Here is a 24,639-nt window from a genome sequence, read left to right on the forward strand (position 1 = left end):
GGTGAAAGGCCGCACGGATGCCTAGCCAAACCCAGATCGGTTTGATGAGCCAAGACGAGCTGCGCTCGGAGCATGAGCGCCAGACTGCGAACTACACACAGCTCCTTTCGGAAAAGCTCACATTGGATCTGACGCGAGGTAAGCCGTCACCGGAGCAACTGGACCTGTCGTCGGGCCTGCTTTCGCTTCCCGGTGACGGTGACTACCGCGACGGGAAAGGAACGGACTGCCGCAACTACGGCGGACTCACGGGTCTGCCCGAACTGCGCGCGATCTTCGGCGAGTTGCTCGGCATTCCGGTCGACAATCTCCTGGCCGGCAACAACGCGAGCCTCGAGATCATGCACGACCTCGTCGTGTTCGCATTGCTGCACGGCAACCCGGATTCTCCGCAGCCCTGGGCCAAGGAACAGAAGGTCAAATTCCTGTGCCCGGCTCCCGGCTACGACCGACATTTCGCGATCACCGAGTCCTTCGGCATCGAGATGATCACCGTCCCGATGAACCCGGACGGCCCGGATGTACATGTCATCGAGGACCTTGTCGCCTCCGATCCGCAGATCAAGGGGCTCTGGGCGGTACCGACGTACTCGAACCCCACCGGCGTCGTCTACTCCGAAGAGGTCACCCACGCACTGGCGACGATGCCGACGGCCGCACCCGATTTCCGCCTGTTCTGGGACAACGCCTACGCGGTGCATCCACTCGTCGGCGAGAGGGCACCGGCCCTCGACATTCTCGGAATGGCTGCGGAAGCCGGGCACCCGAACCGTCCGTACGTCTTCGCGTCCACGTCGAAGGTGACGTTCGCGGGTGCCGGCGTCAGCTTCTTCGGAAGCTCCTCCGACAACCTCGCCTGGTACCAGAGCCACCTCGGCAAGAAGAGCATCGGGCCGGACAAGCTGAACCAGCTCCGTCACCTCCGATTCTTCGAGGATGCGGACGGTGTTCGGGCGCACATGGAAAAGCATCGGGAGTTGCTGGCGCCGAAGTTCGCGCTGGTGCTGAAGATTCTCGAAGACCGACTCGGTGCGTCGAAGGTTGCTTCCTGGACAGAGCCGAAGGGTGGCTACTTCATCAGCCTCGACGTGATCGACGGCACCGCCAAGCGTGTCATCGAGCTGGCCAAGGATGCCGGAATCGCGCTCACCGCAGCCGGTTCCGCCTTCCCCTACAAGAACGACCCGGACGATCGGAACATTCGCATCGCCCCCAGTTTCCCGTCGACGGACGAACTGGCAACGGCTATGGACGGCGTCGCCACCTGCGTGCTGTTGGCGGCGACCGAGATGTCTCTCCGCGACTGATTTCCCCCACCTTCCCCGACGAATGTCACACCCGTTCAGCTCACGCGAACGGGTGTGACATTCGTCGGGGGAGATGGAGGGGTTGGATGAGAACTCCCTCATGATCGTCTCCTGAATGCGTCATCTTCGTTGACGAATGTGGTGTGTGCGAAAAGGAAAGCGCACCGCATCATCGAACGAGGAGACCATCATGGGATTCGACAAAAAATGGGCCGTCGCGGGAATCGCGGCCGCCACCCTTGCGCTCGGGACCACCGGGATTGCATTCGCCGACGACAACGACGACGCCCCTGCTGCGCCCGCGTCCATCGCAGTTCAGAGCCCGACTGAAGGGCAGAGCCCCGCACCCGCCAACGACGTCTCTCAGCCCACTGACGTCGCCGCGCCGGTCGACCCTGCGACCTGTGCGGAGTGGTTCGAGGACTGGGACGACACGGTCCCCGATTCGGTGGAAGACGCATACGAGGCATGGGACGATCGCTGCGACGATCTGCATGACGACGACGTGCATGACGACGATGACCAAGACGATCACGACGATGCCCGGGACGACGACCTCGAGGACTGATCGCTCAGCTCTTCCCGTCGGGAGCCCCGCACCGGTGATGCCCGGGGCGGGGCTCCCTTTGGTGGCAGTCGAGGGTCAGTCCTTCTCGACCAGTCGATAACCCATGCCGCGCACGGTTTCCAGACGCTCGGGGCCGATCTTGCCGCGCAGGTAGCGAACGTAGACATCCACAACGTTGGAGCCGGGGTCGAAGTCGTAACCCCACACTCGGGACAGCAGTTGTTCTCGGGAGAGCACCTGCCCCGGATGCCGAAGGAACGTTTCGGCCACCGCGAACTCGCGCGCCGACAGGTCCACCACGGTGTCGCCGACGGTCGCGCGTCGCGTCCGCAGATCGAGTGACAGTCCACCGCTGCGGAGGACCGTGGCGTCGACAGACCGTTCGCCGCCCAGCCGCAGCCGGATTCGCGCAAGTAATTCTTCGAAGCGGAACGGTTTGGGCATGTAGTCGTCGGCGCCACCTTCCAAACCGGCGACTACGTCGTGTGTGCTGTCCCGTGCGGTCAGTACGATCACGGGCACAGCCGCCCCGTCTGCACGTAACAGCTTCAACACGGCGAACCCGTCCATCTCGGGAAGGCCGATGTCGAGGACGACGAGGTCGTATTCACCGCTACGGGCGCGCCCGTACGCCGTCACGCCGTCGGCCGCGATCTCGGTGGCGAATCCCTGGGCTCGCAGCCCTTTCTCGATGAACGACGCGATGCGCGGTTCGTCTTCTGCGATCAGTATTCGGCTCATCGTTACTCGATCCTTCCGGTAGACGGTGCCGCCGGTACGGCGATCGTGAAGTTCGCTCCCCGTCCTGGCGCGCTGCCGAACGTGACTCGTCCGCCGTGGGCGTTCGCGATGGCCTGCACGATCGAAAGCCCCAGACCCGCACCGTCGGAGCGCCCGGCAGCCGAACTTCCTCGTGCGAAGCGGTCGAAGATGATCTCCTGGTCTTCGGGCCGAACCCCCGGTCCGGTATCGGTGACCCAGAATCGGATCTCCCCGTCCGACAACTGGGATCCGATCCCGATGCGATCCCCGTCCGATGTGTGATGGGCTGCGTTGTCGGCCAATGCCACCATCGCCTGGGTGATCCGTTGCGGATCGAGCATCGCGTGTACCGACGTGTACGTCTCGAGCACCCACTCTCGATCGGCGAGTCGGGTGACCTTGTCGTAGATTTCGGCCGACAGCACAGCCACGTCCACCTCTTCGCGTCGAACGAACTCGGGTTGCTCGGCCCGCGCCAACAGCAGCAGATCCGAGACCATCCTGTTCATGCGCTCGAGTTCGTCGTCCACCAGCGCGATCGTTTGCCGAACATCGTCGGGGTCGTGAGCGTCGACCACCTCCAGATGTCCTCGGACGATGGTGATCGGTGTTCGTAGTTCGTGTCCTGCGTCGTCGACGAATCGTCGTTGCCCGCGCACGCCGGTCTCCACGCGGTCCAGCATGGCGTTGAGGCTCGTCACCAAGGTCGAGATCTCGTCGCCCCGCGCTGATCCGGATTCGGGAATCCGCCCGGAGAGATCCGTATCGGTGATGGTTTGCGCCGTCTCGGCGATGTCGCGAACGGGAGCCAGAATGCGGCCCGCGACCACCCAGGCACCCCCCGCTGCCGCCAGGGAGGTGACAGCGCCGACGATGAGCATCAGGCGTGCGGTTTCGTCGGCGCCTTCTCGTTCCTGGTCGGCGAAGTATGCGGCCACCACGACACCTTGGGAGGCTTGCCCTTCCAAGGACACCGGGACGGCGAGATAGAGCACTTCGCCGGCGCCGCTGTCGTAGGAACCCTCACGGGGTTCGGTGATGGAGCCGACCAGGTCGGTGAACGCCTGATCCTCGGCCAGTTTCACCGGTGCCTGCTGACGGCTCTGGAACTGGAAGACACCGTCCACATACCCCAGGAACTTCTCGTTCGGGCGCGCAAGATTGTAGGTGATCACCACCTTCAGCACGTCCGCGACGGTGGCGAACGGCGCGCCGGTCGCGGGGTCGACGCCGGATTCGGTCAGCGTGGTGAATTCCGCGATCTCGGTACGGAGGGATCCTTGCATCCGCTCATCGGTCGCACGGTTCATCAACAGCCAGGTGACCAAGGTGACGACTGCCAACGAGCACAGAACCAACAGCAGCACCCACCCGATGATCCTGGTTCGGGCGCTGGTGGCGCGAAGTTTCACGCACGCACCTCATTCGTCCATGTCGTCGTCGGGACCATCGTCATTGGGACCGTCGTCGTCGGGACCGTCGTCATGGTCGTCATGATCGTCGTCGATGGGTGGCGGGGGAACAATGCCCTCGTCCGGTGGTGCGGCCGGAGGCGGAGCAGGTGCGGGAGCGTTCACGTCCGGTACAGGAACATCCGGCACTGCGGGCGCGACGATCGGTGCCGGCGGAACCGGTTCGTTCTTCGACGTGGTGTCGAGAGTCAGCCACACCGCGCCACCGACGATCGCGGCCGCCACGACGGCGATGGCACCCACGATCCAGGCAATTCTCATGAGGGCACTCTCTCATCTCACCTTTGCCCGGTGATGGCACGAAGATGAGAACTTTCTCATTCTCCGTCTCCCCGGCCTCGGCCCGATGTCACCCCGGTTCGCGTGAGCAGAACGCGTGCGACATTGGTCGGGGCGGGAGAGGGGCAGGGTGGCAAGATGATGGCCATGGCGCTCACGTTGAACCTCGTAGGTGACCCCGAAGCGGACGCACTCCTGGCCGAGGATCCGCTGGCGCTGCTGATCGGAATGCTCCTCGATCAGCAGGTTCCGATGGAAACAGCCTTCCTCGGGCCCAAGAAGCTCCGCGACCGGCTCGACGGTCTCGACGTGAACACGATCGCGTCCATGAACCCGGAGGAATTCTCGGCACTGTGCGCGCAGACGCCGGCAGTGCATCGCTTTCCTGGGTCCATGGCCGGACGCATCCAATCGCTGTGCGCGTTCCTCGTCGAGCATTACGACGGCAGCGTCGAGGCGTTGTGGACGGCCGGCAACCCGGACGGCAAGGACGTGTTGAAGCGACTTAAGGCGCTGCCCGGGTACGGGGACCAGAAGGCCCGGATCTTCCTCGCACTGCTCGGCAAACAGATCGGCGTTCGGCCCGACGGCTGGCGTGAGGCCGCCGGAGCCTACGGCGACGACGGCGCCCGCCGCTCCATCGCCGATGTGGTCGACGAGAAGAGTCTGCTCGAGGTCCGCGAGTTCAAGAAGGCCGCGAAGGCGGCCGCCAAGCAGGCGAAGAAGTAGTCGGTCGGCCCAGTTCTCCGTGCGGCTCAGTCGTCGGCGGGCTTTTCCAGCAGGTGCGGAAACGGACCCGGCTTCTGGCCTCCGATGGGGCCGTGCCCGAGAACGCCGTGTTCGTAGGCGGTCTCGGCGTGCAGCGCGAAATCGATTCCGCCCGATTCGTCCTCGGCGCTCACTCGGAAACCGAAGGTTTTATCGATCAGTTTGCCGATTCCGTAGCTGGCCGCGAATGCATACAGACCCACCACGATCACCGCGAGAATCTGCTTGCCCAACTGGACGAACCCACCGCCGTACAGCAGCCCCGAAGCCCCACCGGTCATCATCTCGGTGGCGAGCAATCCGATCAGAATCGTGCCGACCACCCCGCCGATCAGGTGGACTCCGACGACGTCGAGTGAGTCGTCGTACCCGAACTTGAACTTCCAACCGACCGCGAACGAGCACACGATGCCGGCCAGGGCGCCGACGACGAGCGCACCGGTCATGCTGACGGTGCCACACGCCGGTGTGATGGCGACGAGACCGGCAACCACACCGGATGCAGCGCCGAAGGTGGTCGGATGCCCGTCCCGCTTCTGCTCGACCAGCAACCAGCCCAGCAGACCCGCACAGCCGGCGACCAGGGTATTGAGGAAGATCGCGGCGGCCATGCCGTCTGCGGCGAGAGCGGACCCAGCGTTGAATCCGAACCACCCGAACCACAGCAACCCGACACCGAGCAGCACCAACGGTAGGTTGTGGGGACGCATCGACTCGGCCTTGAAACCGAGTCGCGGCCCCAGGACCAGCGCCAACGCCAGACCGGATGCGCCGGAGACGATTTCCACGACCAGGCCACCTGCGTAATCGAGGACACCGAGTTGCGCGATCCAGCCGTTCGGATTCCATACCCAGTGCGCGACGGGCGCGTAGACGAGCAACGCCCAGATCGGCACGAAGATCATCCAGGCGGAGAATTTGGCGCGGTCGGCGATCGCACCACTGACGAGGGCTGCGGTGATGATTGCGAAGGTCAGCTGGAAGGTCGCGAACAACAGTTCGGGGACCTGACCGTGCACCGCCGTGGGGTCGATACCGGCCATCCCGAAGTGCTCGAGGCCGCCGATGATGCCGCCGATGTCCTCACCGAACACCAGGCTGTATCCGACGAAAAGCCAGGACACCGTCACCAGCGCGATTGCGACGAAACTCATCATGATCATGTTGAGTACGCCCGTCGATCGGACCATGCCGCCGTAGAACAGGGCGAGCCCGGGCGTCATGAGCAGTACCAGTGCGGTGCTGATCAGGAGCCACGCGGTAGCTCCGGGGTCGATTGCGTGCACGAAATTTCTCCTCACAGGCACGGAGTGGTCGCCGTGCGCAGAAAGTCACGATGACGCCGAACCGTTTCGCCTGCGCTGCCCGGAAGTTGCGAGCGTGTTACGCAATCGGCACACCGGCACCTGCTGGGATGTGAGTCCACACCCTCGCCTTGCTGTCGGAGCTCGCCGGTAGTCTTTGGCGCGTGGCCCTGTACCGGAAGTATCGACCTGCGTCGTTTGCCGAGGTGGTGGGGCAGGAGCATGTCACCGAACCTCTGTGCACCGCCCTGGACTCGAAGCGCATCAATCACGCCTACCTGTTCTCGGGTCCCCGCGGCTGCGGCAAGACGTCGTCGGCGCGCATCCTCGCGCGGTCACTCAACTGTGTGGAAGGACCGACGTCCACACCGTGCGGTGCTTGCGCGTCTTGCGTAGCGCTCGGGCCGGGAGGGCCGGGCAATCTCGATGTGACCGAGCTGGACGCGGCCAGCCACGGCGGTGTGGAAGACACACGTGAGCTGCGTGATCGTGCGTTCTACGCGCCGGCCGAGTCCCGTTATCGGGTGTTCATCGTGGACGAAGCGCACATGGTCACCACGGCCGGGTTCAATGCGCTCCTCAAGATCGTGGAGGAGCCACCGGAACACCTCATCTTCATCTTCGCGACCACCGAGCCCGAGAAGGTGCTGCCCACCATCCGGTCGCGTACGCACCACTATCCGTTCCGTCTGCTCGCACCACCGGTGATGCGTGGCCTGCTCGAGAAGGTGTGCACTCAGGAGAGTGTGCCGGTCGAGGATCCGGTGTACCCCCTGGTCATCCGGGCCGGCGGCGGTTCGCCACGTGATTCGCTGAGCATCCTCGACCAGTTGCTCGCGGGCGCTGTCGACGAGGGCGTCACCTACGCGCGGGCGCTCGCACTGCTCGGGGTCACCGACGCCTCTCTGCTCGACGACGCCGTCGATGCCCTTGCAGACAGCGATGGTGCGGCGCTGTTCGGGACCGTGGAACGGGTGATGGACGCAGGCCACGATCCGCGCAGATTCGCGTCCGATCTGCTCGAGCGGCTGCGCGATCTCATCCTGATGCAGGCCGTCCCTGACGCGTCCGAGCGAGGACTCGTCGACGCACCTGTTGACGTTCTCGACAAGATGCGTGAGCAGGTCGGGCGCATCGGTCCCGCCACGCTGACACGGTATGCCGAGGTCGTTCATGCCGGGCTGGGGGAGATGCGAGGAGCAACCGCGCCACGCCTACTTCTCGAAGTGGTGTGCGCACGGCTTCTGCTGCCTTCCGCATCCGATGCGGAGTCGGCAGTACTGCAACGCCTCGAGCGCGTCGAGCGAGGGCTACCGCCGGCTGGTGCTGTTGCGGCTTCGTCGCCCACGGGTGCCCCCACCTCGGGAACCGGCCCGGCCGCTGCGGCTGCCGCGACGCCGATTCCCGACGTGCCACTCAAGTTCCAGAGGCCTTCCGCACGGAAGGCGGCCGAAGAGTCAGCAGCGTCGCGGCCCGAACCGGATTCTGCGCCCGTGTCGGCACCCGAGCCGACGCCGGAACCTGAGCCGACTTCGCAACCTGAGCCGACTTCGCAACCTGAGCCGACTCCGGAACCTGAGCCGACGCCGGAACCCGAGCCGACGCCGGAACCCGACCCTGTGCCGCCGGAGCCCGAAGCTGCCCCCGAGGTTTCGGCGGCGGTATCGACACCTGAAGCTGTCCCAGCGGCGAATGTCCCGGCAGCGGCGGGGCCCGATGTCGGTGCCGTGCGCGAGGCGTGGAACACGCTGCGTGTGAAGGTCGGTGAACGAAACAAGATTCTTCCGGCCATGCTCTCCGCTGCGACCGTGTACGACGTTCAAGGCAGCAAGGTGCTCCTCGCGCATCCCACGCCGGGGCTGGGCGCGCGCATCGTGCAGCCGCACAATGCCCGTGTCATCTGCGAGGTTCTCGCCGACCACTTCGGAGGAACGTGGGAGGTGGAATACCTGCCCGGTGTCGACGCGCCGGCACCGGCGAAGGTGACACCTCGTGCGAGTGCGGCACCTCCCCGTCCGGCAGGTACACCGAGGTTCTCGCGTCCGAGTCAAGAACGGTCCGCACCGACACCGCCGGCCGAAAGAAGCCCGGCGTCCAGCAACGGCGGGGCGCACTCGGGTGCCGGCGCTGCTTCACCCGTCGACGACATTCCACCCCCCGAAGCGCCCGACTATCCGGACGACCCGGGCCCCGCACCCGTGGACTACGAGGCGACACCGCCGGCCTCCACGCCGGAAGACGAAGACGAGATGTTCGCCGAAGCCGCGGAGCCGGCCGATCCCACCACGAGGCGTGACCCCGAAGACGTGGCGCTCGAACTGCTCCACGACATGCTCGGAGCGAAGAAGATCGAGGGCTGAGGATCATCGCGGTCACGATCTTCGATCGGTTCGGTCCTTCCCCTATTTCTGGAACACGTTCTAGAGTGTTCGTGTCGGGGTCTATTCCCCGGGTAGTACGCCGTGTGCACGGTCGGCGTCGACGCAAATTCAGGAAGGAACACCTCAAGTGACCACAGAGGCATTCATTTATGAAGCCATCCGCACTCCGCGTGGGCGCGGCAAGAAGACGGGTTCACTGCATTCGGTCAAGCCGATCGACCTGGTCATCGGCTTGGTGGACGAGCTGCGCGTCCGGTACCCCGATCTGGACGAAGACCGCATCTCCGATCTGCTGCTTGGCGTCGTCACCCCGATCGGTGACCAGGGCAGCGACATCGCCCGCGGCGTCGTCACCGCTGCCGGACTGCCCGACACCGTCGGTGGCGTGCAGCTCAACCGGTTCTGCGCCTCCGGACTGGAGGCCGTGAACACCGCCGCGCAGAAGGTGCGCTCCGGCTGGGACGACCTGGTCATCGCCGGTGGCGTCGAGTCGATGTCCCGCGTGAAGATGGGCTCCGACGGCGGCGCATGGGCACTGGACCCGGCCACCAACTACGACAACTACTTCGTCCCGCAGGGCATCGGTGCCGACCTGATCGCCACCATCGAGGGCTTCAGCCGCGAGGACGTCGACGCTTACGCAGCGCGTTCGCAGGACCTGGCCGCCAAGGCGACCACCGGCGGCTACTTCGCGAAGTCGATCGTGCCGGTCAAGGACATGAACGGCCTGACCATCCTCGACAACGACGAGCACATGCGTCCCGGCACTACCGTCGAAAAGCTCGCCGGTCTGAAGCCGTCGTTCGCGGGCATCGGCGAAGCGGGTGGCTTCGATGCTGTGGCACTGCAGAAGTTCCACCAGGTAGAGAAGGTCAACCACGTTCACCACGGCGGCAACAGCTCCGGCATCGTCGACGGCGCGTCGCTGCTTCTGGTCGGCACCGAAGAGGCCGGTAAAGCGTCGGGCCTGACCCCGCGTGCCCGCGTGGTTGCGACCGCAACCAGCGGCGCCGACTCGACGATCATGCTCACCGGGCCCACCCCGGCCGCCAAGAAGGTGCTCGCCACTGCTGGCCTGACCGTCGACGACATGGATCTCGTCGAGATCAACGAGGCGTTCGCTTCCGTCGTCCTCAAATTCCAGAAGGACATGAATGTCCCGGACGAGAAGCTCAACGTCAACGGCGGCGCGATCGCCATGGGCCACCCGCTCGGCGCGACCGGCGCGATGATCACCGGAACGATGGTCGACGAGCTCGAGCGTCGCGGCGGCCGATACGCCCTCATCACGTTGTGCATCGGCGGCGGAATGGGTGTCGCCACCATCATCGAGCGCGTCTGACGCTCACACGAACAGGAGACGAGAAACAGTGAGCGAGCAGAACATCATCAACTGGGAGCGCGACGCCGACGGCATCGTCGTTCTCACCATCGACGACCCCAACCAGGGCGCCAACACCATGAACGACTCCTACATCAACTCGATGAAGGAGACGGTCGACCGGCTCGAGGCCGAGAAGGACTCCATCACCGGCGTCGTGCTGACCTCCGGTAAGAAGACCTTCTTCGCCGGTGGCGACCTCAAGAGCATGATCAAGGTGGGTCCGGAGAACGCAGAAGAGATCCACACCCGCAGCGTGAACGTCAAGGCAGACCTGCGTCGCCTCGAGACACTCGGCAAGCCGGTCGTCACCGCGATCAACGGTGCCGCGCTCGGCGGCGGTCTCGAGATCGCCCTCGCCACGCACCACCGCATCGCGGCGGACGTGAAGGGCGTCAAGATCGGTCTCCCCGAGGTCACACTCGGCCTGCTGCCCGGCGGCGGCGGTGTGGTGCGCACCGTGCGCATGCTCGGACTGCAGAACGCCCTCATGGGCGTGCTGCTCCAGGGGCAGCAGCGTGGACCGGCAGCGGCCAAGGAAACCGGACTGATCGACGAGGTCGTCGGTTCGGTCGAAGAACTGGTTCCTGCCGCGAAGGCGTGGATCAAGGCCAACCCCGAGGGCGGTGTGCAGCCCTGGGACCAGAAGGGGTTCAAGATCCCCGGCGGCACCCCGGCCACTCCGGCGTTCGCAGCCAACCTTCCGGCCTTCCCCGCAAACCTGCGCAAGCAGCTCAAGGGTGCGCCCATGCCCGCGCCGCGCGCCATCATGGGCGCAGCCGTGGAAGGTTCGCAGGTCGACGTCGACAACGCCCTGCTGATCGAGTCCCGGTACTTCACCAGCCTCGTCACCGGCCAGGTCGCGAAGAACATGATCCAGGCGTTCTTCTTCGACCTGCAGTCGATCAACAACGGAAAGTCGCGGCCGGACGGCATCGAGAAGACCACCATCAAGAAGGTCGGCGTGCTCGGTGCCGGAATGATGGGCGCCGGTATTGCCTACGTATCCGCCAAGGCGGGCTTCGATGTCGTCCTCAAGGACGTCAACATCGAGGCTGCCGAGAAGGGCAAGAACTACTCGGAGAAGATCGAGGCCAAGGCTCTCTCGCGTGGCAAGACCACCGAGGAGAAGTCGAAGGCGCTGCTCGATCGGATCACGCCGAGCGCCGACCCCGCAGACTTCGCGGGTGTCGATTTCGTCGTCGAAGCCGTCTTCGAGAGCCAGGAGCTCAAGCACAAGGTGTTCCAGGAGATCGAGGACATCGTCGATCCCAAGGCGCTGCTCGGCTCGAACACCTCGACGCTGCCCATCACGGGTCTCGCCACTGGTGTGAAGCGGCAGGAAGACTTCATCGGCATCCACTTCTTCTCGCCCGTCGACAAGATGCCGCTGGTGGAGATCATCCGCGGTGAGAAGACGTCTGACGAGGCGCTGGCCCGCGTGTTCGACTACGTGCAGGCCATCCGCAAGACGCCGATCGTCGTCAACGACTCGCGCGGCTTCTTCACCTCACGTGTCATCGGTACCTTCATCAACGAGGCCATCGGCATGTTGAAGGAAGGCATCGAGCCCTCCACCATCGAGCAGGCAGGATTGCAGGCCGGCTACCCGGCGGCACCGTTGCAGCTTTCGGACGAGCTGAACCTGACGCTGATGCAGAAGATCCGCAAGGAGTCGAAGGAGGCCGCCGAGGCAGAGGGCAAGGAGCTTCCGGCGGATCCGGCGGGCGACGTCATCAATGCACTCGTCGAGAAGCACGACCGCAAGGGCAAGCTCGGCGGCGCCGGCTTCTACGACTACGCGGACGGCAAGCGCACCGGCCTGTGGGCGGGCCTGCGGGAGGAGTTCGGCTCCAAGGAACTCACCGGGGCGAGCGGAGCGACGGGGAATGACACCGTTCCGTTCGAGGACTTGGTCGAGCGCATGCTGTTCATCGAGGCCATCGAGACGCAGAAGTGCTTCGACGAGGGTGTTCTGATGACCAGCGCGGACGCCAACATCGGCTCCATCATGGGTATCGGCTACCCGGCGTGGACCGGTGGTGTGCACCAGTACATCCAGGGTTACGAAGGTGGCCAGGCAGGCTTCGTCAAGCGTGCCGAAGAACTCGCTGCCAAGTACGGTGAGCGCTTCACACCGCCCGCCTCCCTGAAGTAGGCGCCTCCGCGGCCTGTGACTGGTTTGCGAGTGTAGGGACTCGCGACCCACTCGCAGTGAAAGTTGTCCCCAGGCCTGTGATTCGCTCACAGGCCTGGGGATTTTCGCTGTCTGGCCACGCCTTCTCTGGTGAGGACGCGACATGGATACCCTGAACGAATGCGTATCGGCGAACTGTCGCGGCAGAGTGGTGTTTCCGTGTCGGCGATCAAGTACTACACCCGCGAGGGCATGCTGCCACCGGGGGAGCGCACAAGCCCGAATCAGGTCTCCTATGCGGCCGCCCATGTCCGTCGGCTCCGTTTGATCCGTGCGCTCTTGGAGGTGGGTGAGATGTCCGTTGCGGACGCGCGTGAGGTCCTCGCGCAGGTCGACGCTCCCGGAACCAGCGTGCACAGCATGCTCGGACTGGCCCAAGCTGCGGTGAGCCGCACCGAAGACCGCGGCGACGAGGAAGACTGGCAGCTCGCCGCGCGCGAAGTGGACGCCTTGGTGGAAAGGCACGGCTGGGAACTGAAGAAGGACTCACTGGGGGAGTCGAACCCGGGTTGGAAGAGTTTGGTCCAAATCGTCGCGACGTACCGGGCGCTCGGGCAGGGTGAATTGCTGACGTTGTTGGACGTCTACGCAGATGCGGCCGGTCGGCTGGCCACGGCGGAGCTCGATGTTGTTTCCAAGATGCCGACGGTAGACGACAAAGTGGAAGGGGCTCTGCTGGGCACTGTGCTCGGTGACGCGGCCATGGCCGCTCTGCGCCGCATTGCACAGGAGGACGCGTCCGGACGAATCGCAGGTCGGAACACCGGGTAGTTGCGACGCACGTGTGGTTCGTTGCGCCGAAAGCGCCTCTTCCATAAGGGGTCATGTAGTCGGGGACGTTGCTGACCGACGTTCATACGCAGTGCATCTCTCGTTTTGGTGCATCTTGACCCAACAACTGATAGTTTTACTATCGATAGTTATGAAATCTATTGTGGATGCCGATGAGACCGAACCGCATCCCACCGGACGACTGAGGAGACGTATCCGATGACCACCGATGGCCGTGGGGTGCTGTGGGCGCTCATAGCCGCATCGTTGCCGATGTTCATGGGCGCCCTGGACAACCTGGTCGTGACGACGGCCCTGCGCACGATCGCCGAAGAATTCGACACCACCCAGGCTGAACTGCAGTGGGTGGTCAACGGGTACACACTGCCCTTCGCGGGGGCGCTGCTGGCAGGTGCGGTGCTCGGTGACCGCGTCGGACGCCGCCGGGTGTTCGTTGCCGGCATCGCGCTCTTCACTGCTGCATCGATGGCGTGCGCGATGGCGTCGTCGGTCGACTGGCTGGTTTTCGCCCGCGCCGTGCAGGGCGTCGGCGCCGGCCTGATTCTACCGGTGTCGCTCACGCTCGCGGTGGCTTCGGTCGCGCAGGAGCAGCGCAATATGGCGGTCGGAGTGTGGGGAGCCGTCAACGGGATCGGAATCGCTGTCGGCCCGCTGGCAGGTGGCCTCGTCACCGAAGGTCTGAATTGGAGTTGGATCTTCTGGCTGAACGTCCCTTTCGGTCTGATCGCGATTCCGCTGGTGCTGTGGGCGCTCCCGGAGAGTCGAGGAGAGGACCGAAACCTCAACGTGCCCAGCCTGATGGTGTGCGTGAGCGCAGTAGTCGTGGCGGTCTGGGGCATCGTCCGCGCAGCCGAACAGGGTTGGACTCAGCCGGCGACCCGGCTTGCTTTGATTGTCGCTGTTCTCCTTCTGGCCAGTTTCGTGTGGAACGAGCGCCAGAGCCCGAATCCACTGATCCCGACGAAGATGTACCGCTCCCGGGCGTTCATGCTCAGCAACGGTATCGCCTTTGCCATGTACTTCGGCATCTTCGGATCTATCTTCTTCCTCGCCCAGTACCTTCAGGGTCCGATGGGATACACCCCACTGGAGGCCGGTATACGGACCCTGCCCTGGACTGTAGCGCCGGTAATCGTGGTGCCGATTACCACCGCGATCATCGACCGGTTCGGCCGCGGAGGAATCCTCCAGGCCATCGGGCTCTTGTTTCAGGCCGCTGCCATGGGGTGGATCGCCCTCATCGTCGAGTCAGGCCTCTCCTATTCAGCGATCCTGCCCTCGATGACCCTCGCCGGGATCGGCATGGGCATGGTGTTCGCGGCTAACCCCGCCACCTTCATCAGCGCAGTGCACGACTCCGACCACAACAAGGCATCCGGGGTGAACAACACGGTACGCGAGTTCGGTGGGGCGCTTGGCGTGGCCGTGCTCACCACCGTCTTCACCCACGCATACCTCGACGCCGCCGGCGAGGATTTGCCGACTGCCGACGCCTTCGTTGCCGGCCTCCAACCCGCGCTGTGGCTCGGCGTCGTGGTCTGCCTGGCGGGCAGTTTCCTAGGACTCCTCATCCGCGACCCCAGGCGCGTCCCGGCTGTGGGGACAACCCGCGTGCCGGCCGGTAGCCGGACATCGAGATCATGAACACGCTGTGGCTATTCGTTGGTCGGGTCGATGCGTTCGTGGGCGGCGGATGGGCCGAGGTTCCGCCCGGCTGGGTGCTTGCGGTTGCCGCCGGTGTCCTGTTCGTCGAGTCAGGGATGCTGGTGGGCCTCGTTCTTCCGGGTGGCAGTGTGCCGCTGACCCTCGGAGTGCTGGCCTCGGCAGACGTGGTGGAAGTGCCATGGGCGGTTCTGGTTTCGGCGGTGGCTTCGACGGTGGGTGCGCAGTTCGCGTTCGGGCGTGCGCGTAGGGTCGACGGTCGAGTTCTTCCACCCTTCGTGGAGTCCGTGTTTCCAACGGTTGCGAGAGTGCGAGCGAGAGCTATTGCGCTTGTCGCATTGTCAGCGCAGTGGTGCGCCGTTGCAGGTCGGATGTTCGGAGGGCTGCGCACGGTCATGCCACGATTGCTTGCAACCTCACCACTCACGCGTGCCCGGTACGCGCTTCTCGACGCGGTTGCGGCCCTCGTGTGGGCCGCTGCGCTGGTTTCCGTTGGCGCAGTTGCGGGTCAGCACTCGGCCGGACGCATCGTCCTCGTGACGGTAGGGGCTGTGCTGGTGGTGACAACCACAATACGTATCGGCATGCGCCTGAACCGGCCGCATGAGCCCGAGCTCGCCAGCCACTCACAGGCGGCGGAGCCACCTATGCCTGCCACCAAGGCCGCAGCGGTAGGTGGGCTTCACCCTTGGGTCCGAGTTTGACGGCGACTACCTGGTGAAGCTGAACGACGTTGCGCTCGAAGCCGAGGCGAGACCCGGCCATGTAGAGGCCCCACACCCGGGCGGTGCCTTCGCCCACCTCTTCCACGCAGGCATCCCAGTTCTCGACGAGGTTGTTGCACCAGCCGGCGAGGGTCAGTGCGTAGTGCTCGCGCAGGTTCTCCTCGTGCCGTACCTCGAGGCCGACGTTCTGAATCTCGGAGATGATGCGTCCGGACCCGGTTAGCTCACCGTCCGGGAACACGTACCGGTCGATGAACCCGCCGGCCTTCGTCTGGCTGCGATTGTCGGGTCGGGTGATGCAGTGATTGAGGAGCACTCCGCCTTCACGCAACTTGTCACGCAAGAAGGAGAAATAGGCGGGGTAGTTTCCGACACCGATGTGCTCGGTGAGTCCGATCGACGAGATCGCATCGAATCCGGTTTCGGCTACGTCTCGATAGTCGGAGAACCGTACCTCGGCCAGATCGGACAGACCTTCATCGGCGATGGCTTTCTGCGCCCACTCGGCCTGCTCCTGGGAAAGCGTCACGCCGATGGTCTTCACACCTCGGCGTGCCGCGTAGCGGACCATGGAGCCCCAGCCGCAGCCGATGTCGAGGAGTCGGTCGCCGGCTTGCAGACCGAGTTTTTCGAAGACGAGACGGTACTTGTTCTCCTGCGCTTGTTCGAGGCTTTGTTCTGCGTTGTCGTAACACGCGCACGTATAGGTCATCGACGGTCCGAGTACGTGCCTGTAGAAGGCGTTCGACACGTCGTAGTGGTGGTGGATCGCCTCGGCATCACGGGTGCGCGAATGGCGAATTCCCTCGGCAACCCGACGCCAGCGCGGCAGATGCTCCTGCGGTGGAGGGGCGATGGGACGCAACAGATCCCAACCGAGCGAGCGAGTGATACTGGCAAGGGTGAGGGCGGATGGTCGCCGGAAGTGCAACTCGTCGCCCATGACGCGAAGGAGATTGTAGGGGTCGCCGGGATGAACGCCGACAGCCTCCATGTCACCCGAGACGTAGGCGCGCGCCATACCGAGATCACCCGGTGCAGTGGCGAGGTAAGTGGTGCCCCTCGTCGTCTTCAGATGAAGTCCGTAGGGGGCATCTTCGGGTCCCGTGGAACTGCCGTCGTAAGCGGTGAATCGTAGCGGAAGCATTCCGCCGGAGAGGGTTTCCAGAATCTCCGCGATGGAAAGTCTGTGTTCTTGTGTACGAGGGCTCTTCAACGTTGTCATCGTCTTTGTACCGCCTTCGAGAAGAGGTCCAACAACCGGACGTGGGGGTCGTAGCGTCGTTTCAAGTTCGCGTAGAGATCGCCACTGTAATAAAGGCGTTCGAAATCTTCACGTGAGTAGAACGAATCGGAGTACAGCGATTTGTGACCGTCGAATTCGCTGACCTTGTTCTCGATCAGACGGTTTGCAGCACCTTCCGGTTCGCCGGCTGCCACGGGCACCGACGACCAGAATCCGATGTTCACGTAGGTGCGCTTCGGCTCGAGTGGGTAGAGCGGCCACGGACGCGCGGACGACGCGCCTGCGGGAGCGGGTTCACGCAAACGCAATGGGCACAACCACAGTGGTTCGATCGGGATCTCGTCCAGGAACCAGCGGACGAAATCGGCGGTGCGCTCGATGGGTACCTCGACGTCTTGTACGACGCGTTCGCGCGGGGGGTTGCCCTTGCGGTGTTCGATGCGGTCGGCGATGTTCCAGCGGTGATCCAGGGCGATCAGCTTCCAGTAAAAACTGCTGCGCAGCAGGCTGTTCGGCCAGAATCGACGAATCTTCGGGTTCTGTGCACCGAAGGCCCGTGAGCACCAGAACCAGTCGGTGTCCCAGCGCCACAGGTAGTCACGAATGGTGAGTCGGTCAGTCTTCGGATGATTGATCGACGCATGCTGGATCGAGCGGTAGAAGATCTCGCTACCGGTGTAGTCGCTCACGGGACCGCTGTCGTCGGTTTGCTGTCCGAGCGTGAGATAGCTTTCGTGGGCGGTGAAGACCACGCCGTCCAGATAGTCGACGGCGATCCCCTCGTACGCGCGCTCCGTGACGATTCGATCCATGGTCGACTGCAGTTCACCGAGTGAATCGAATCGCAGGTGGCGAAGGACCACATACGGTTTCACGGGTTCGAGCTGGATACGTAGCCGAGTCGAGTAACCGAGGGTGCCGTACGAATTGGGGAAGCCCCAGAAGAGTTCGGTGTGCGCGCCGTCGGGGCGTGCTGTGATGATGTCGCCGTCGCCCGTGAGTACGTCGATCTCGAGTACCGACTCATGGGGAAGGCCATTGCGAAATGACGTGGACTCGATACCGAGGCCGGTGACCGCACCGCCGAGAGTGATCGTCTTCAACTGGGGGACCACCAAGGGGGCGAGACCGTACGGCAGTGTTGCGTCGACCAGGGTTTCGTAGGTGCACATCCCGGATACGTCTGCGGTACGTGCCTCGGCGTCGACCGAGATGACGCCGCCCAGCCCCGACACGTCCAGGCCTGGCGCAGAATTCTTCGCGCGGGCCCGGAACAGATTGGATGTCTTCTTCGCCAAGCGGATGTTCGCATCCGGCGGGATCGCCCGATACGACGCGAGGAGGCGCGAAACCCCCGCCCGATGAGCAGCGATGCCGCTCTCGGGCGTGTCTCGGCGGACACGGCTGGGTTGTCCTCGCCCCGCCCGCATCTTCTTCATGAGTTCGACCGAAGAGTCAGCCACACCACAACGCTAACCCCGAAGTGTTGTTCCGGCTAGGTAAATCATGAGCGGCGCGTACAACTCACAGGTTCGATTCAGGAAAGTGACCTACCTCACGAACGTGAGTCGAGCCTTCGCCAGTTGTCGGCATCGACAGGCAGGATGGTGACGTTCGCTAGTTATCGCAGAGTTCTTACGCCGAGGAGTTTCACAGTGGGTCAGGTCAGCGCGAGCAGTTCCATCACAGTCTCAGCAACGCCGGAGAAGACGCTTGCTGCCCTGTCCGACTACGAGGTCGTGCGGCCCCGCATTCTGTCCGAGCAGTACCTCGATTACCGGGTTCTGGAGGGTGGCCAGGGCAACGGCACGGTGGCGCAGTGGACTCTGAAAGCCACCGAGAAGCGGTCGCGTGACATCAAGGCCACCGTGACGGTTGCCGACAACACGATCACCGAAACCGACGCCAATTCGTCGCTGGTCACCACCTGGTCGGTCGAGCCGAGTGGTGCCGGATCCACCGTCACCACCCACACCGAATGGAAGGGCGCAGGCGGCATCGGCGGATTCTTCGAGAAGACATTCGCTCCGCTCGGTCTGAAGAAGATCCAGGCTCAGGTGCTCGAGAACCTGAAGGCCGAACTGGCCTGATCGGCCACGGGCTACGCTGGCACGAACACCACCCACCTGGACGAATCCTCGAGAGGACCACATCAGTGCAACCAGACGGACAGCCGGACATGTCGCAGCTCCTGGCGCAGGCTCAGCAGATGCAGGAGCAGCTGATGGCCGCCCAGCAGGAGATGGCCGCGGCGGAAGTCACCGGGCAGGCCGGCGGCGGACTCGTGACCGCCACGGTGAAGGGCACCGGTGAAGTCGTCGGCCTGAACATCGACCCCAAGGTGGTCGACCCGGACGACGTCGAGACGCTGCAGGATCTGGTCATCGGCGCAATCGCTGATGCATCCGGCAAGGCGCAGGAGTTCGCCGCGCAGAAGCTCGGCCCGCTCGCCGGAGGTATGGGCGGCGGAGGCGGATTCCCCGGCCTCCCCGGTATCTAGAGGCCGCACGTGTACGAAGGTCCAGTCCAGGACTTGATCGACGAACTCGGAAAGCTTCCCGGCGTCGGACCGAAGAGTGCGCAGCGCATCGCGTTTCACCTGCTCAGCGTCGAGCCGCCGGACATCGACCGGCTGCAGAATGCACTGCAGAAGGTGCGGGACGGGGTGCAGTTCTGCACTGTGTGCGGCACGGTCTCCGACAAGGAGACGTGCCGGATCTGCTCCGACGCGCGCCGTGACAGGACACTGATCTGTGTCGTCGAAGAGCCGAAGGACGTGCAGGCCGTCGAGCGTACTCGCGAGTACCGAGGGCGATACCACGTGCTCGGCGGCGCGTTGGATCCGTTGTCCGGTGTCGGCCCCGATCAGCTGCGTATCAGGGAATTGCTGGCGCGCATCGGGAACCAGGAAGACGGCGTCGATGTCTCCGAGGTCATCATCGCAACCGACCCCAACACCGAAGGTGAGGCGACCGCAACGTATCTGGTCCGGATGCTGCGCGATTTTCCTGGTTTGACGGTATCGCGGTTGGCGTCCGGGCTGCCTATGGGTGGTGATCTCGAGTTCGCGGACGAACTGACACTGGGCCGCGCCCTGTCCGGTCGTCGGGAGCTGTAGTGAGCAGTCCCAAGCGCACTGCCGACGAGACGCGTGCGCTGATCGTCGATTCGGCGGGCAAGGCATTCGCCACCCGCCCGTACCGGGAGATCACGCTCAAGGACATCGCGGATGATGCCGGGGTGAGTGCCCCGTTGATCATCAAGTACTTCGGCTCGAAGGAGCAGCTCTTCGACGAGCTGGTGGATTTCCGGGCGGCCGCCGCGATGGTGTTCGACGGCCCGTTGGAGGGCCTGGGGGAACGCATGGTGAGGTTGTTCACCAGATCGCTCGAGTCTCACAAGCCGCTGTCGATGAACATTCTGATCATGAGTGGTGCCGGCGAGGAGCCGGGTGCGAAGCTGCGTGAGAACTATTCGAGTCAGATGATCGATGGCCTTGCGCAGCGTCTTGATGGCCCTGACGTGCGATTGCGTGCCGAGTTGGCGTTGTCGATGGTGATGGGGCTTGCGATGATGCGCCGCCGGATGATGCTGAACCAGGGTGCGGGTTCGCAGCAGGACGTGGTTGCGTACTACGCACCGCTGGTGCAGCGGCTGTTGGACGGCGAGGCCACCTGATCGTTTGCAAGGTGAACGATTATTCACCTACTGTGGTGAACGTTCATTTACCACAGACGGCAGGCGGTGTTTCTTGGAGACGATCGAGCGTCCGGACGTGAACACCGACGAGCCAGTCGACGGCGGGTCGCGATTTCTCTTCCCGATCCTGTGTGGCGCTGCGATCTTCTACGCGGTGATGCAGACGGTGATCGTGCCTCTGCTTCCGGTGCTGCCGGGGCTCACCGACTCCAGTCAGCTCGCCGTGTCGTGGATGGTGACCATCACGCTTCTCGTGGGCGCTGTGATCACGCCGATCTTCGGTCGGCTCGCGGACATGTACGGCAAGAAGCGCATGTTGCTCACGGCGTTCGTGTTGATGACGGTGGGTTCGCTGCTGTGCGCCGTCTCGTCCGACATCTCAGTCCTCATCGCCGCGCGCGCACTGCAAGGTGCGGGTGCGGCTGTCATCCCCATCGGCGTCTCGCTGCTTCGTGACGAACTGCCACCGCACAAGGTGAACGGTGCCATCGCGATGATGAGCTCCACTCTCGGGTTCGGTACTGCCCTGGGCTTGCCGTTCTCCGCGGCGATCGCGCAATACTCCAACTGGCACATGCTGTTCGTCGTAACGACGCTGATCGGGGTCGTACTCATCGGAGCCACCGCGATCTACGTCCGAGAATCTCCGGTCGGCTCGTCCGGCCGATTCGACGGCGTCGGGTCCGTAGGCCTTGCCGCGGCGCTCGTGTGTCTGCTGGTTCCGGTGACCCAGGGGGGTACCTGGGGTTGGTCGAGTCCGGCGATTCTGTCCCTGTTCGCAACGGCCGCGGTGCTCTTCGCTCTGTGGGGGTTTCACCAGTGGCGGAACGAGAACCCACTGGTCGATCTTCGAGTGTCGATGCGGCGAGCTGTTCTCATCCCCAACGTCGTGGCGCTGCTGGTCGGGTTCGCGTTCTTCGGAAACACGCTGATCACCACTCAGCTGTTGCAGACGCCGTCCGTGGACGGCGGCGCCGGTTACGACCTGACGATCCTGCAGGCGGCGCTGTGTCAGATCCCGCCGAGTATCGCGATGATCGTCTTCGCGCAGGTCGGGGTGTGGATCACGGAGCGGTTCGGTTCGAAGGTCACGATGATGTGTGGTGCGACTGTCCTGACGGTCGGCTACGCCGTCCACTCGGTCGCCGGCAAATCGCTGTGGGCAGTGATCGCCACACTCGGCGTGACCGCGATCGGGACGGCGCTGGTGTACAGCACACTGTCGATCCTGATCGTGCGTGCGGTACCAGCGGGAATGATGGCGGCGGCGAACGGCGTGAACGTGCTCCTGCGTACGGTCGGCAGTACCGTGTGCAGTGCCGTGGTCGCGACGATCCTGGCGTCCCACCTCGTTGCCGGCAGTCATTTCAGCACCGCAAGTGGATTCACCCTTGCCTACCTGGTCTGCGCAGTACTGGCGGTCGTCGTGTTCGTGGCTTGCCTGGCACTGCCGGGGAAGCGGTCCGAGAAAATTACGTCCGACCAAGACTTGTGATGCACATCACACTGCTGTAGCATCAAAAATGCGGAACGAGGAAAAAGTACCTGTGAGCAGAGAAAACTCGTGAAGCAGAGATCCGGCCGAGAATGTGAAAGCATTCCCGGCCGAACCCCTGTTCGGGGAAGAATCTTTTATGCGAGCCGCTCCCGGCGCAACTGCTCGACTTCGGGGAGATCGAGGGGCGCGAGTTCGTCGACTCCCAACGCACGCATCAGCAGCAGGTCCGCCAACTCCGGATTCCGCGCCAGCACGGGACCGTGCATGTACGTACCGATGACCGAACCCTGCACCACGCCCTCCAGTCCATCGCCGACCCCGTTGCCGACGCCGCTGGTCACCTTCGCCAATGCCGTCGCATCGTCGCCGATGCTGGTGCCGCCACGGTGGTTCTCGAAACCCGTGAGTGGCGCGGTCAGGCCGTCGAGCAGTGGGGTGGTGATCACCTCGCCGATCGACCGCTTCTCCTGCGGGGAGGTGGTGACGTCGAACATCGACACGCCGTCCACCCGCTCGCCGGACGAGGTCTCGTACCAGTTCCCGAGCACCTGAATCGCCGCGCAGATTGCGAGTACCGGTGCGCCGCCCTCGGCAGCGCGCTGCAGACCCGGGTGCTTCGTGAGGTGCCGGGTGGCAAGACGCTGCGCCGAGTCCTCGGCGCCACCGAGGGTGTAGATGTCGAGCGATTCCGGGACCGGATCATTCAAGGTGATTTCCACGATCTCGGCGTCGTGCCCGCGCATCCGCAGCCGCTGACGCAGGACGAGCGCATTGCCGCCGTCGCCGTATGTGCCCATCACGTCGGGCAGTACCAGTCCGATGCGCACAGTCGACTCAGTCATTGCGGGTCTCCTTGGCGATCGCGGTGTTCAGGTCACGGAAGGCCGTGTAGTTGGCCAGCACTTCGACCCGACCGGGAGGGCAGGATGCGATGGCCTTCAGCGGGTCTCGCTCGAGAGTGTGATCGACTCCCGCGTACGTGAGCCGGACCGCGAGATCGGTTCCGCGTTCTCCTGCGGACACGACTTTCACGTTCTCGAAGTGTTCGAAGCGCACGTCCCAGAGCCACGACAGATCTTCGCCGTCCGGCACCTGACCGTTGACGGCGATGACCAGACCGTCGACCGTCGGATCGATCATCGACAGGGCCTCCTGCCAGCCCGCCGGGTTCTTGGCGAGCAGCATGTGTACCGAATGCGCGCCCACCTGCACGGTGCTGTACCGGCCGGCGACGTCACGAACGGTGGACGCGGCCGCAACAGCATCCTGCGCCGTAGCCCCCATCGCAACGGACGCGGCAACGGCCTGAGCGGCATTGCCGCGATTGGCTTTACCGGGAAGGGCGAGTTTCATCGGGACGACGAGTCCGTCCGGGCCGTAGAGGTTGGCGTCGTCGAGCCACCAATCCGGTTCGGGGCGGGCGAAGTCGGAACCCGTACTGCGCCAATGCGCGTCCTCCCACACGATCGGCTCCCCGGTGCGAGGGCAACTCGTCGCGTCGCCGACCCAGCCGCTTCCGGCGGCCACCCACACCACGTTCTTCGCGTCGTATGCAACGGAAGTGACAAGAACGTCGTCGCAGTTCGCCACGATGACGGCGTCGGGATGTGCTGCCACGCAAGCGCGCAACTTCCGCTCGATCATGTTGATCTCACCGACCCGGTCGAGCTGATCGCGAGTGAGATTGAGCAGCACGATCGCTTCCGGGTTCATGGCATCCGCGACGTGCGGCACGTGCAGTTCGTCCACCTCGATCGCGGCTAGCGGTGCGTCGATGTGCGAGTTGAGGGCCGCGACGATTCCGGCATCCATGTTGGCGCCGTCGGCCTGCGTCGCGACGTCGTCGAGGGTCGCCAGGGCGGCTGCGGTCATACGCGTCGTCGTCGACTTACCGTTGGTGCCGGTGACGACCACGGTGCGGCGCTCGCGCCCGAGTTGGGTCATCACCGAGGGATCGATCTTCAGGGCGATGAGTCCCCCGATCATCGAACCCTTGCCGCGGCCGGCCTTCTGCGACGCCCACGAGGCCGCCGCTGCTGCGCGCAGCGCCACTTTGCCCCGCGTGGTGATCTTGGTACTTCTGCTCACCGAGCGAGTTTGGCACAGCAGCACTCGCTGCGCCGATTCGCATCTACCTCAGCTGAGCGCCTTGGCCTTGAGTGCTTGAAACTCGGCCTCGGTGACGGTTCCGGAATCGAGGAGCGCTTTTGCGTCCGCGATGTGTTCGGCAGGTGATTTCCCCGCCACATCCCGGATGTAGCTTTCCTGCGCTTCCTGCATGGTGCGCGCCGCCGAGGCGGACCGCTGGGCCATCCCGTCGCCCTTGACGATCAGGTAGATCAGCGAGGTGATCAGCGGAAGGAGGAACAGGAACAGCACCCAGACGGCTTTCACCCAACCGGAGCTTTTGTGGTCACGGAACAGGTCCGTGATGATCAGGAACAGCAGGATCAGGTACGCCAGGAAGGCGAAGCTGACGATAATGACCCACAGGAAATCCCAGAAAGAGTCCATGGGGCCAGTGTTTCATCTTGGTGATGCTGATGTAGCCAAAACCCCAAACCCCTGTGAGTGGTTGTCGAGTCCAGAGACTCGTCA

23 protein-coding genes are annotated in these 24,639 nt (G+C 64.1%); 14 read left to right on the forward strand and 9 right to left on the reverse strand.

The features are described from left to right. The first annotated feature begins 17 nt into the window (after positions 1 to 17). Positions 18 to 1,307, forward strand: coding sequence for an aminotransferase class I/II-fold pyridoxal phosphate-dependent enzyme (locus ACZI8Q_RS04910; protein ID WP_463372375.1), 1,290 nt, complete (start codon positions 18 to 20; stop codon positions 1,305 to 1,307). Between the two features lie 190 nt (positions 1,308 to 1,497). Further along, on the forward strand, positions 1,498 to 1,875 hold the full coding sequence (locus ACZI8Q_RS04915) for a hypothetical protein (protein WP_463372376.1): 378 nt from the start codon (positions 1,498 to 1,500) through the stop codon (positions 1,873 to 1,875). Between the two features lie 75 nt (positions 1,876 to 1,950). Here ACZI8Q_RS04915 and ACZI8Q_RS04920 read toward each other — a convergent pair whose 3' ends face one another. Genes ACZI8Q_RS04920 through ACZI8Q_RS04930 form a run of 3 tightly spaced genes read right to left on the reverse strand, consistent with a single transcriptional unit; the run spans position 1,951 to position 4,370 of the window. Continuing rightward, entirely contained in the window at positions 1,951 to 2,616 is a 666-nt protein-coding gene (locus tag ACZI8Q_RS04920; protein ID WP_463372377.1) for a response regulator transcription factor, read from the reverse strand. 2 nt (positions 2,617 to 2,618) lie between these two features. Continuing rightward, positions 2,619 to 4,049, reverse strand: a complete 1,431-nt coding sequence (locus ACZI8Q_RS04925; RefSeq protein ID WP_463372378.1) for a sensor histidine kinase — start codon at positions 4,047 to 4,049, stop codon at positions 2,619 to 2,621. A gap of 9 nt (positions 4,050 to 4,058) precedes the next feature. After that, entirely contained in the window at positions 4,059 to 4,370 is a 312-nt protein-coding gene (locus ACZI8Q_RS04930; protein WP_463372379.1) for a hypothetical protein, read from the reverse strand. A 165-nt stretch (positions 4,371 to 4,535) separates the two neighbouring features. Here ACZI8Q_RS04930 and ACZI8Q_RS04935 point away from each other — a divergent pair, with 165 nt between their 5' ends. After that, positions 4,536 to 5,117: an HhH-GPD-type base excision DNA repair protein gene (locus tag ACZI8Q_RS04935; RefSeq protein WP_463372478.1), complete on the forward strand. Its 582-nt coding sequence runs from the start codon at positions 4,536 to 4,538 to the stop codon at positions 5,115 to 5,117. Between the two features lie 26 nt (positions 5,118 to 5,143). Here ACZI8Q_RS04935 and ACZI8Q_RS04940 read toward each other — a convergent pair whose 3' ends face one another. Then, a complete protein-coding gene (locus ACZI8Q_RS04940) occupies positions 5,144 to 6,442 on the reverse strand; it encodes an ammonium transporter (RefSeq protein ID WP_463372380.1) in 1,299 nt (432 codons plus the stop codon). A 182-nt stretch (positions 6,443 to 6,624) separates the two neighbouring features. Here ACZI8Q_RS04940 and ACZI8Q_RS04945 point away from each other — a divergent pair, with 182 nt between their 5' ends. From ACZI8Q_RS04945 to ACZI8Q_RS04970, 6 genes are all read left to right on the forward strand, one after another. Further along, positions 6,625 to 8,820 (forward strand): DNA polymerase III subunit gamma and tau, encoded by a 2,196-nt coding sequence (locus tag ACZI8Q_RS04945; protein WP_463372381.1) that lies wholly within the window; start codon positions 6,625 to 6,627, stop codon positions 8,818 to 8,820. Between the two features lie 148 nt (positions 8,821 to 8,968). Next, a complete protein-coding gene (locus ACZI8Q_RS04950; RefSeq protein ID WP_463372382.1) occupies positions 8,969 to 10,183 on the forward strand; it encodes an acetyl-CoA C-acetyltransferase in 1,215 nt (404 codons plus the stop codon). Between the two features lie 28 nt (positions 10,184 to 10,211). After that, positions 10,212 to 12,380: a 3-hydroxyacyl-CoA dehydrogenase NAD-binding domain-containing protein gene (locus tag ACZI8Q_RS04955; RefSeq protein ID WP_463372383.1), complete on the forward strand. Its 2,169-nt coding sequence runs from the start codon at positions 10,212 to 10,214 to the stop codon at positions 12,378 to 12,380. Positions 12,381 to 12,539: 159 nt separating this feature from the next. Beyond that, positions 12,540 to 13,190, forward strand: coding sequence for a MerR family transcriptional regulator (locus ACZI8Q_RS04960; protein WP_463372384.1), 651 nt, complete (start codon positions 12,540 to 12,542; stop codon positions 13,188 to 13,190). A 219-nt stretch (positions 13,191 to 13,409) separates the two neighbouring features. Next, positions 13,410 to 14,855: an MFS transporter gene (locus tag ACZI8Q_RS04965; RefSeq protein WP_463372385.1), complete on the forward strand. Its 1,446-nt coding sequence runs from the start codon at positions 13,410 to 13,412 to the stop codon at positions 14,853 to 14,855. Continuing rightward, the gene (locus ACZI8Q_RS04970) at positions 14,852 to 15,577 is read left to right on the forward strand and encodes a DedA family protein (protein WP_463372386.1); all 726 of its coding nucleotides are present in this window, start codon (positions 14,852 to 14,854) and stop codon (positions 15,575 to 15,577) included. Before ACZI8Q_RS04965 ends, ACZI8Q_RS04970 begins: the two co-directional genes overlap by 4 nt. On the opposite strand, the gene ACZI8Q_RS04975 is transcribed toward ACZI8Q_RS04970, so the two are convergent. After that, positions 15,519 to 16,823, reverse strand: a complete 1,305-nt coding sequence (locus ACZI8Q_RS04975; RefSeq protein ID WP_463372387.1) for a class I SAM-dependent methyltransferase — start codon at positions 16,821 to 16,823, stop codon at positions 15,519 to 15,521. The two genes, ACZI8Q_RS04970 and ACZI8Q_RS04975, sit on opposite strands and share 59 nt — an antisense overlap. Further along, the gene (locus ACZI8Q_RS04980) at positions 16,820 to 18,274 is read right to left on the reverse strand and encodes an FAD-binding oxidoreductase (RefSeq protein ID WP_463372479.1); all 1,455 of its coding nucleotides are present in this window, start codon (positions 18,272 to 18,274) and stop codon (positions 16,820 to 16,822) included. The genes ACZI8Q_RS04975 and ACZI8Q_RS04980 overlap by 4 nt, the downstream gene beginning before the upstream one ends. A gap of 225 nt (positions 18,275 to 18,499) precedes the next feature. Here ACZI8Q_RS04980 and ACZI8Q_RS04985 point away from each other — a divergent pair, with 225 nt between their 5' ends. From ACZI8Q_RS04985 to ACZI8Q_RS05005, 5 genes are all read left to right on the forward strand, one after another. Next, complete coding sequence (locus ACZI8Q_RS04985) at positions 18,500 to 18,934, forward strand: SRPBCC family protein (RefSeq protein ID WP_463372388.1); 435 nt, start codon at positions 18,500 to 18,502, stop codon at positions 18,932 to 18,934. Between the two features lie 65 nt (positions 18,935 to 18,999). Continuing rightward, entirely contained in the window at positions 19,000 to 19,344 is a 345-nt protein-coding gene (locus tag ACZI8Q_RS04990; RefSeq protein ID WP_463372389.1) for a YbaB/EbfC family nucleoid-associated protein, read from the forward strand. 9 nt (positions 19,345 to 19,353) lie between these two features. Beyond that, complete coding sequence (recR, locus tag ACZI8Q_RS04995) at positions 19,354 to 19,962, forward strand: recombination mediator RecR (protein WP_463372390.1); 609 nt, start codon at positions 19,354 to 19,356, stop codon at positions 19,960 to 19,962. Beyond that, entirely contained in the window at positions 19,962 to 20,522 is a 561-nt protein-coding gene (locus tag ACZI8Q_RS05000; RefSeq protein ID WP_463372391.1) for a TetR/AcrR family transcriptional regulator, read from the forward strand. Before recR ends, ACZI8Q_RS05000 begins: the two co-directional genes overlap by 1 nt. A 97-nt stretch (positions 20,523 to 20,619) precedes the next feature. Beyond that, complete coding sequence (locus ACZI8Q_RS05005; RefSeq protein ID WP_463372392.1) at positions 20,620 to 22,038, forward strand: MFS transporter; 1,419 nt, start codon at positions 20,620 to 20,622, stop codon at positions 22,036 to 22,038. A gap of 137 nt (positions 22,039 to 22,175) precedes the next feature. Here ACZI8Q_RS05005 and ACZI8Q_RS05010 read toward each other — a convergent pair whose 3' ends face one another. From ACZI8Q_RS05010 to ACZI8Q_RS05020, 3 genes are read right to left on the reverse strand one after another with little or no spacing between them, the layout of a single operon-like run. Then, positions 22,176 to 22,883, reverse strand: coding sequence for a type 1 glutamine amidotransferase (locus ACZI8Q_RS05010; RefSeq protein ID WP_463372393.1), 708 nt, complete (start codon positions 22,881 to 22,883; stop codon positions 22,176 to 22,178). Further along, positions 22,876 to 24,129, reverse strand: a complete 1,254-nt coding sequence (locus ACZI8Q_RS05015; RefSeq protein WP_463372394.1) for a MurT ligase domain-containing protein — start codon at positions 24,127 to 24,129, stop codon at positions 22,876 to 22,878. Before ACZI8Q_RS05015 ends, ACZI8Q_RS05010 begins: the two co-directional genes overlap by 8 nt. 48 nt (positions 24,130 to 24,177) lie before the next feature. Next, positions 24,178 to 24,555: a PLDc N-terminal domain-containing protein gene (locus ACZI8Q_RS05020; RefSeq protein WP_463372395.1), complete on the reverse strand. Its 378-nt coding sequence runs from the start codon at positions 24,553 to 24,555 to the stop codon at positions 24,178 to 24,180. Between the last annotated feature and the right edge of the window lie 84 nt (positions 24,556 to 24,639).

The organism is Rhodococcus quanlei (assembly GCF_055231015.1).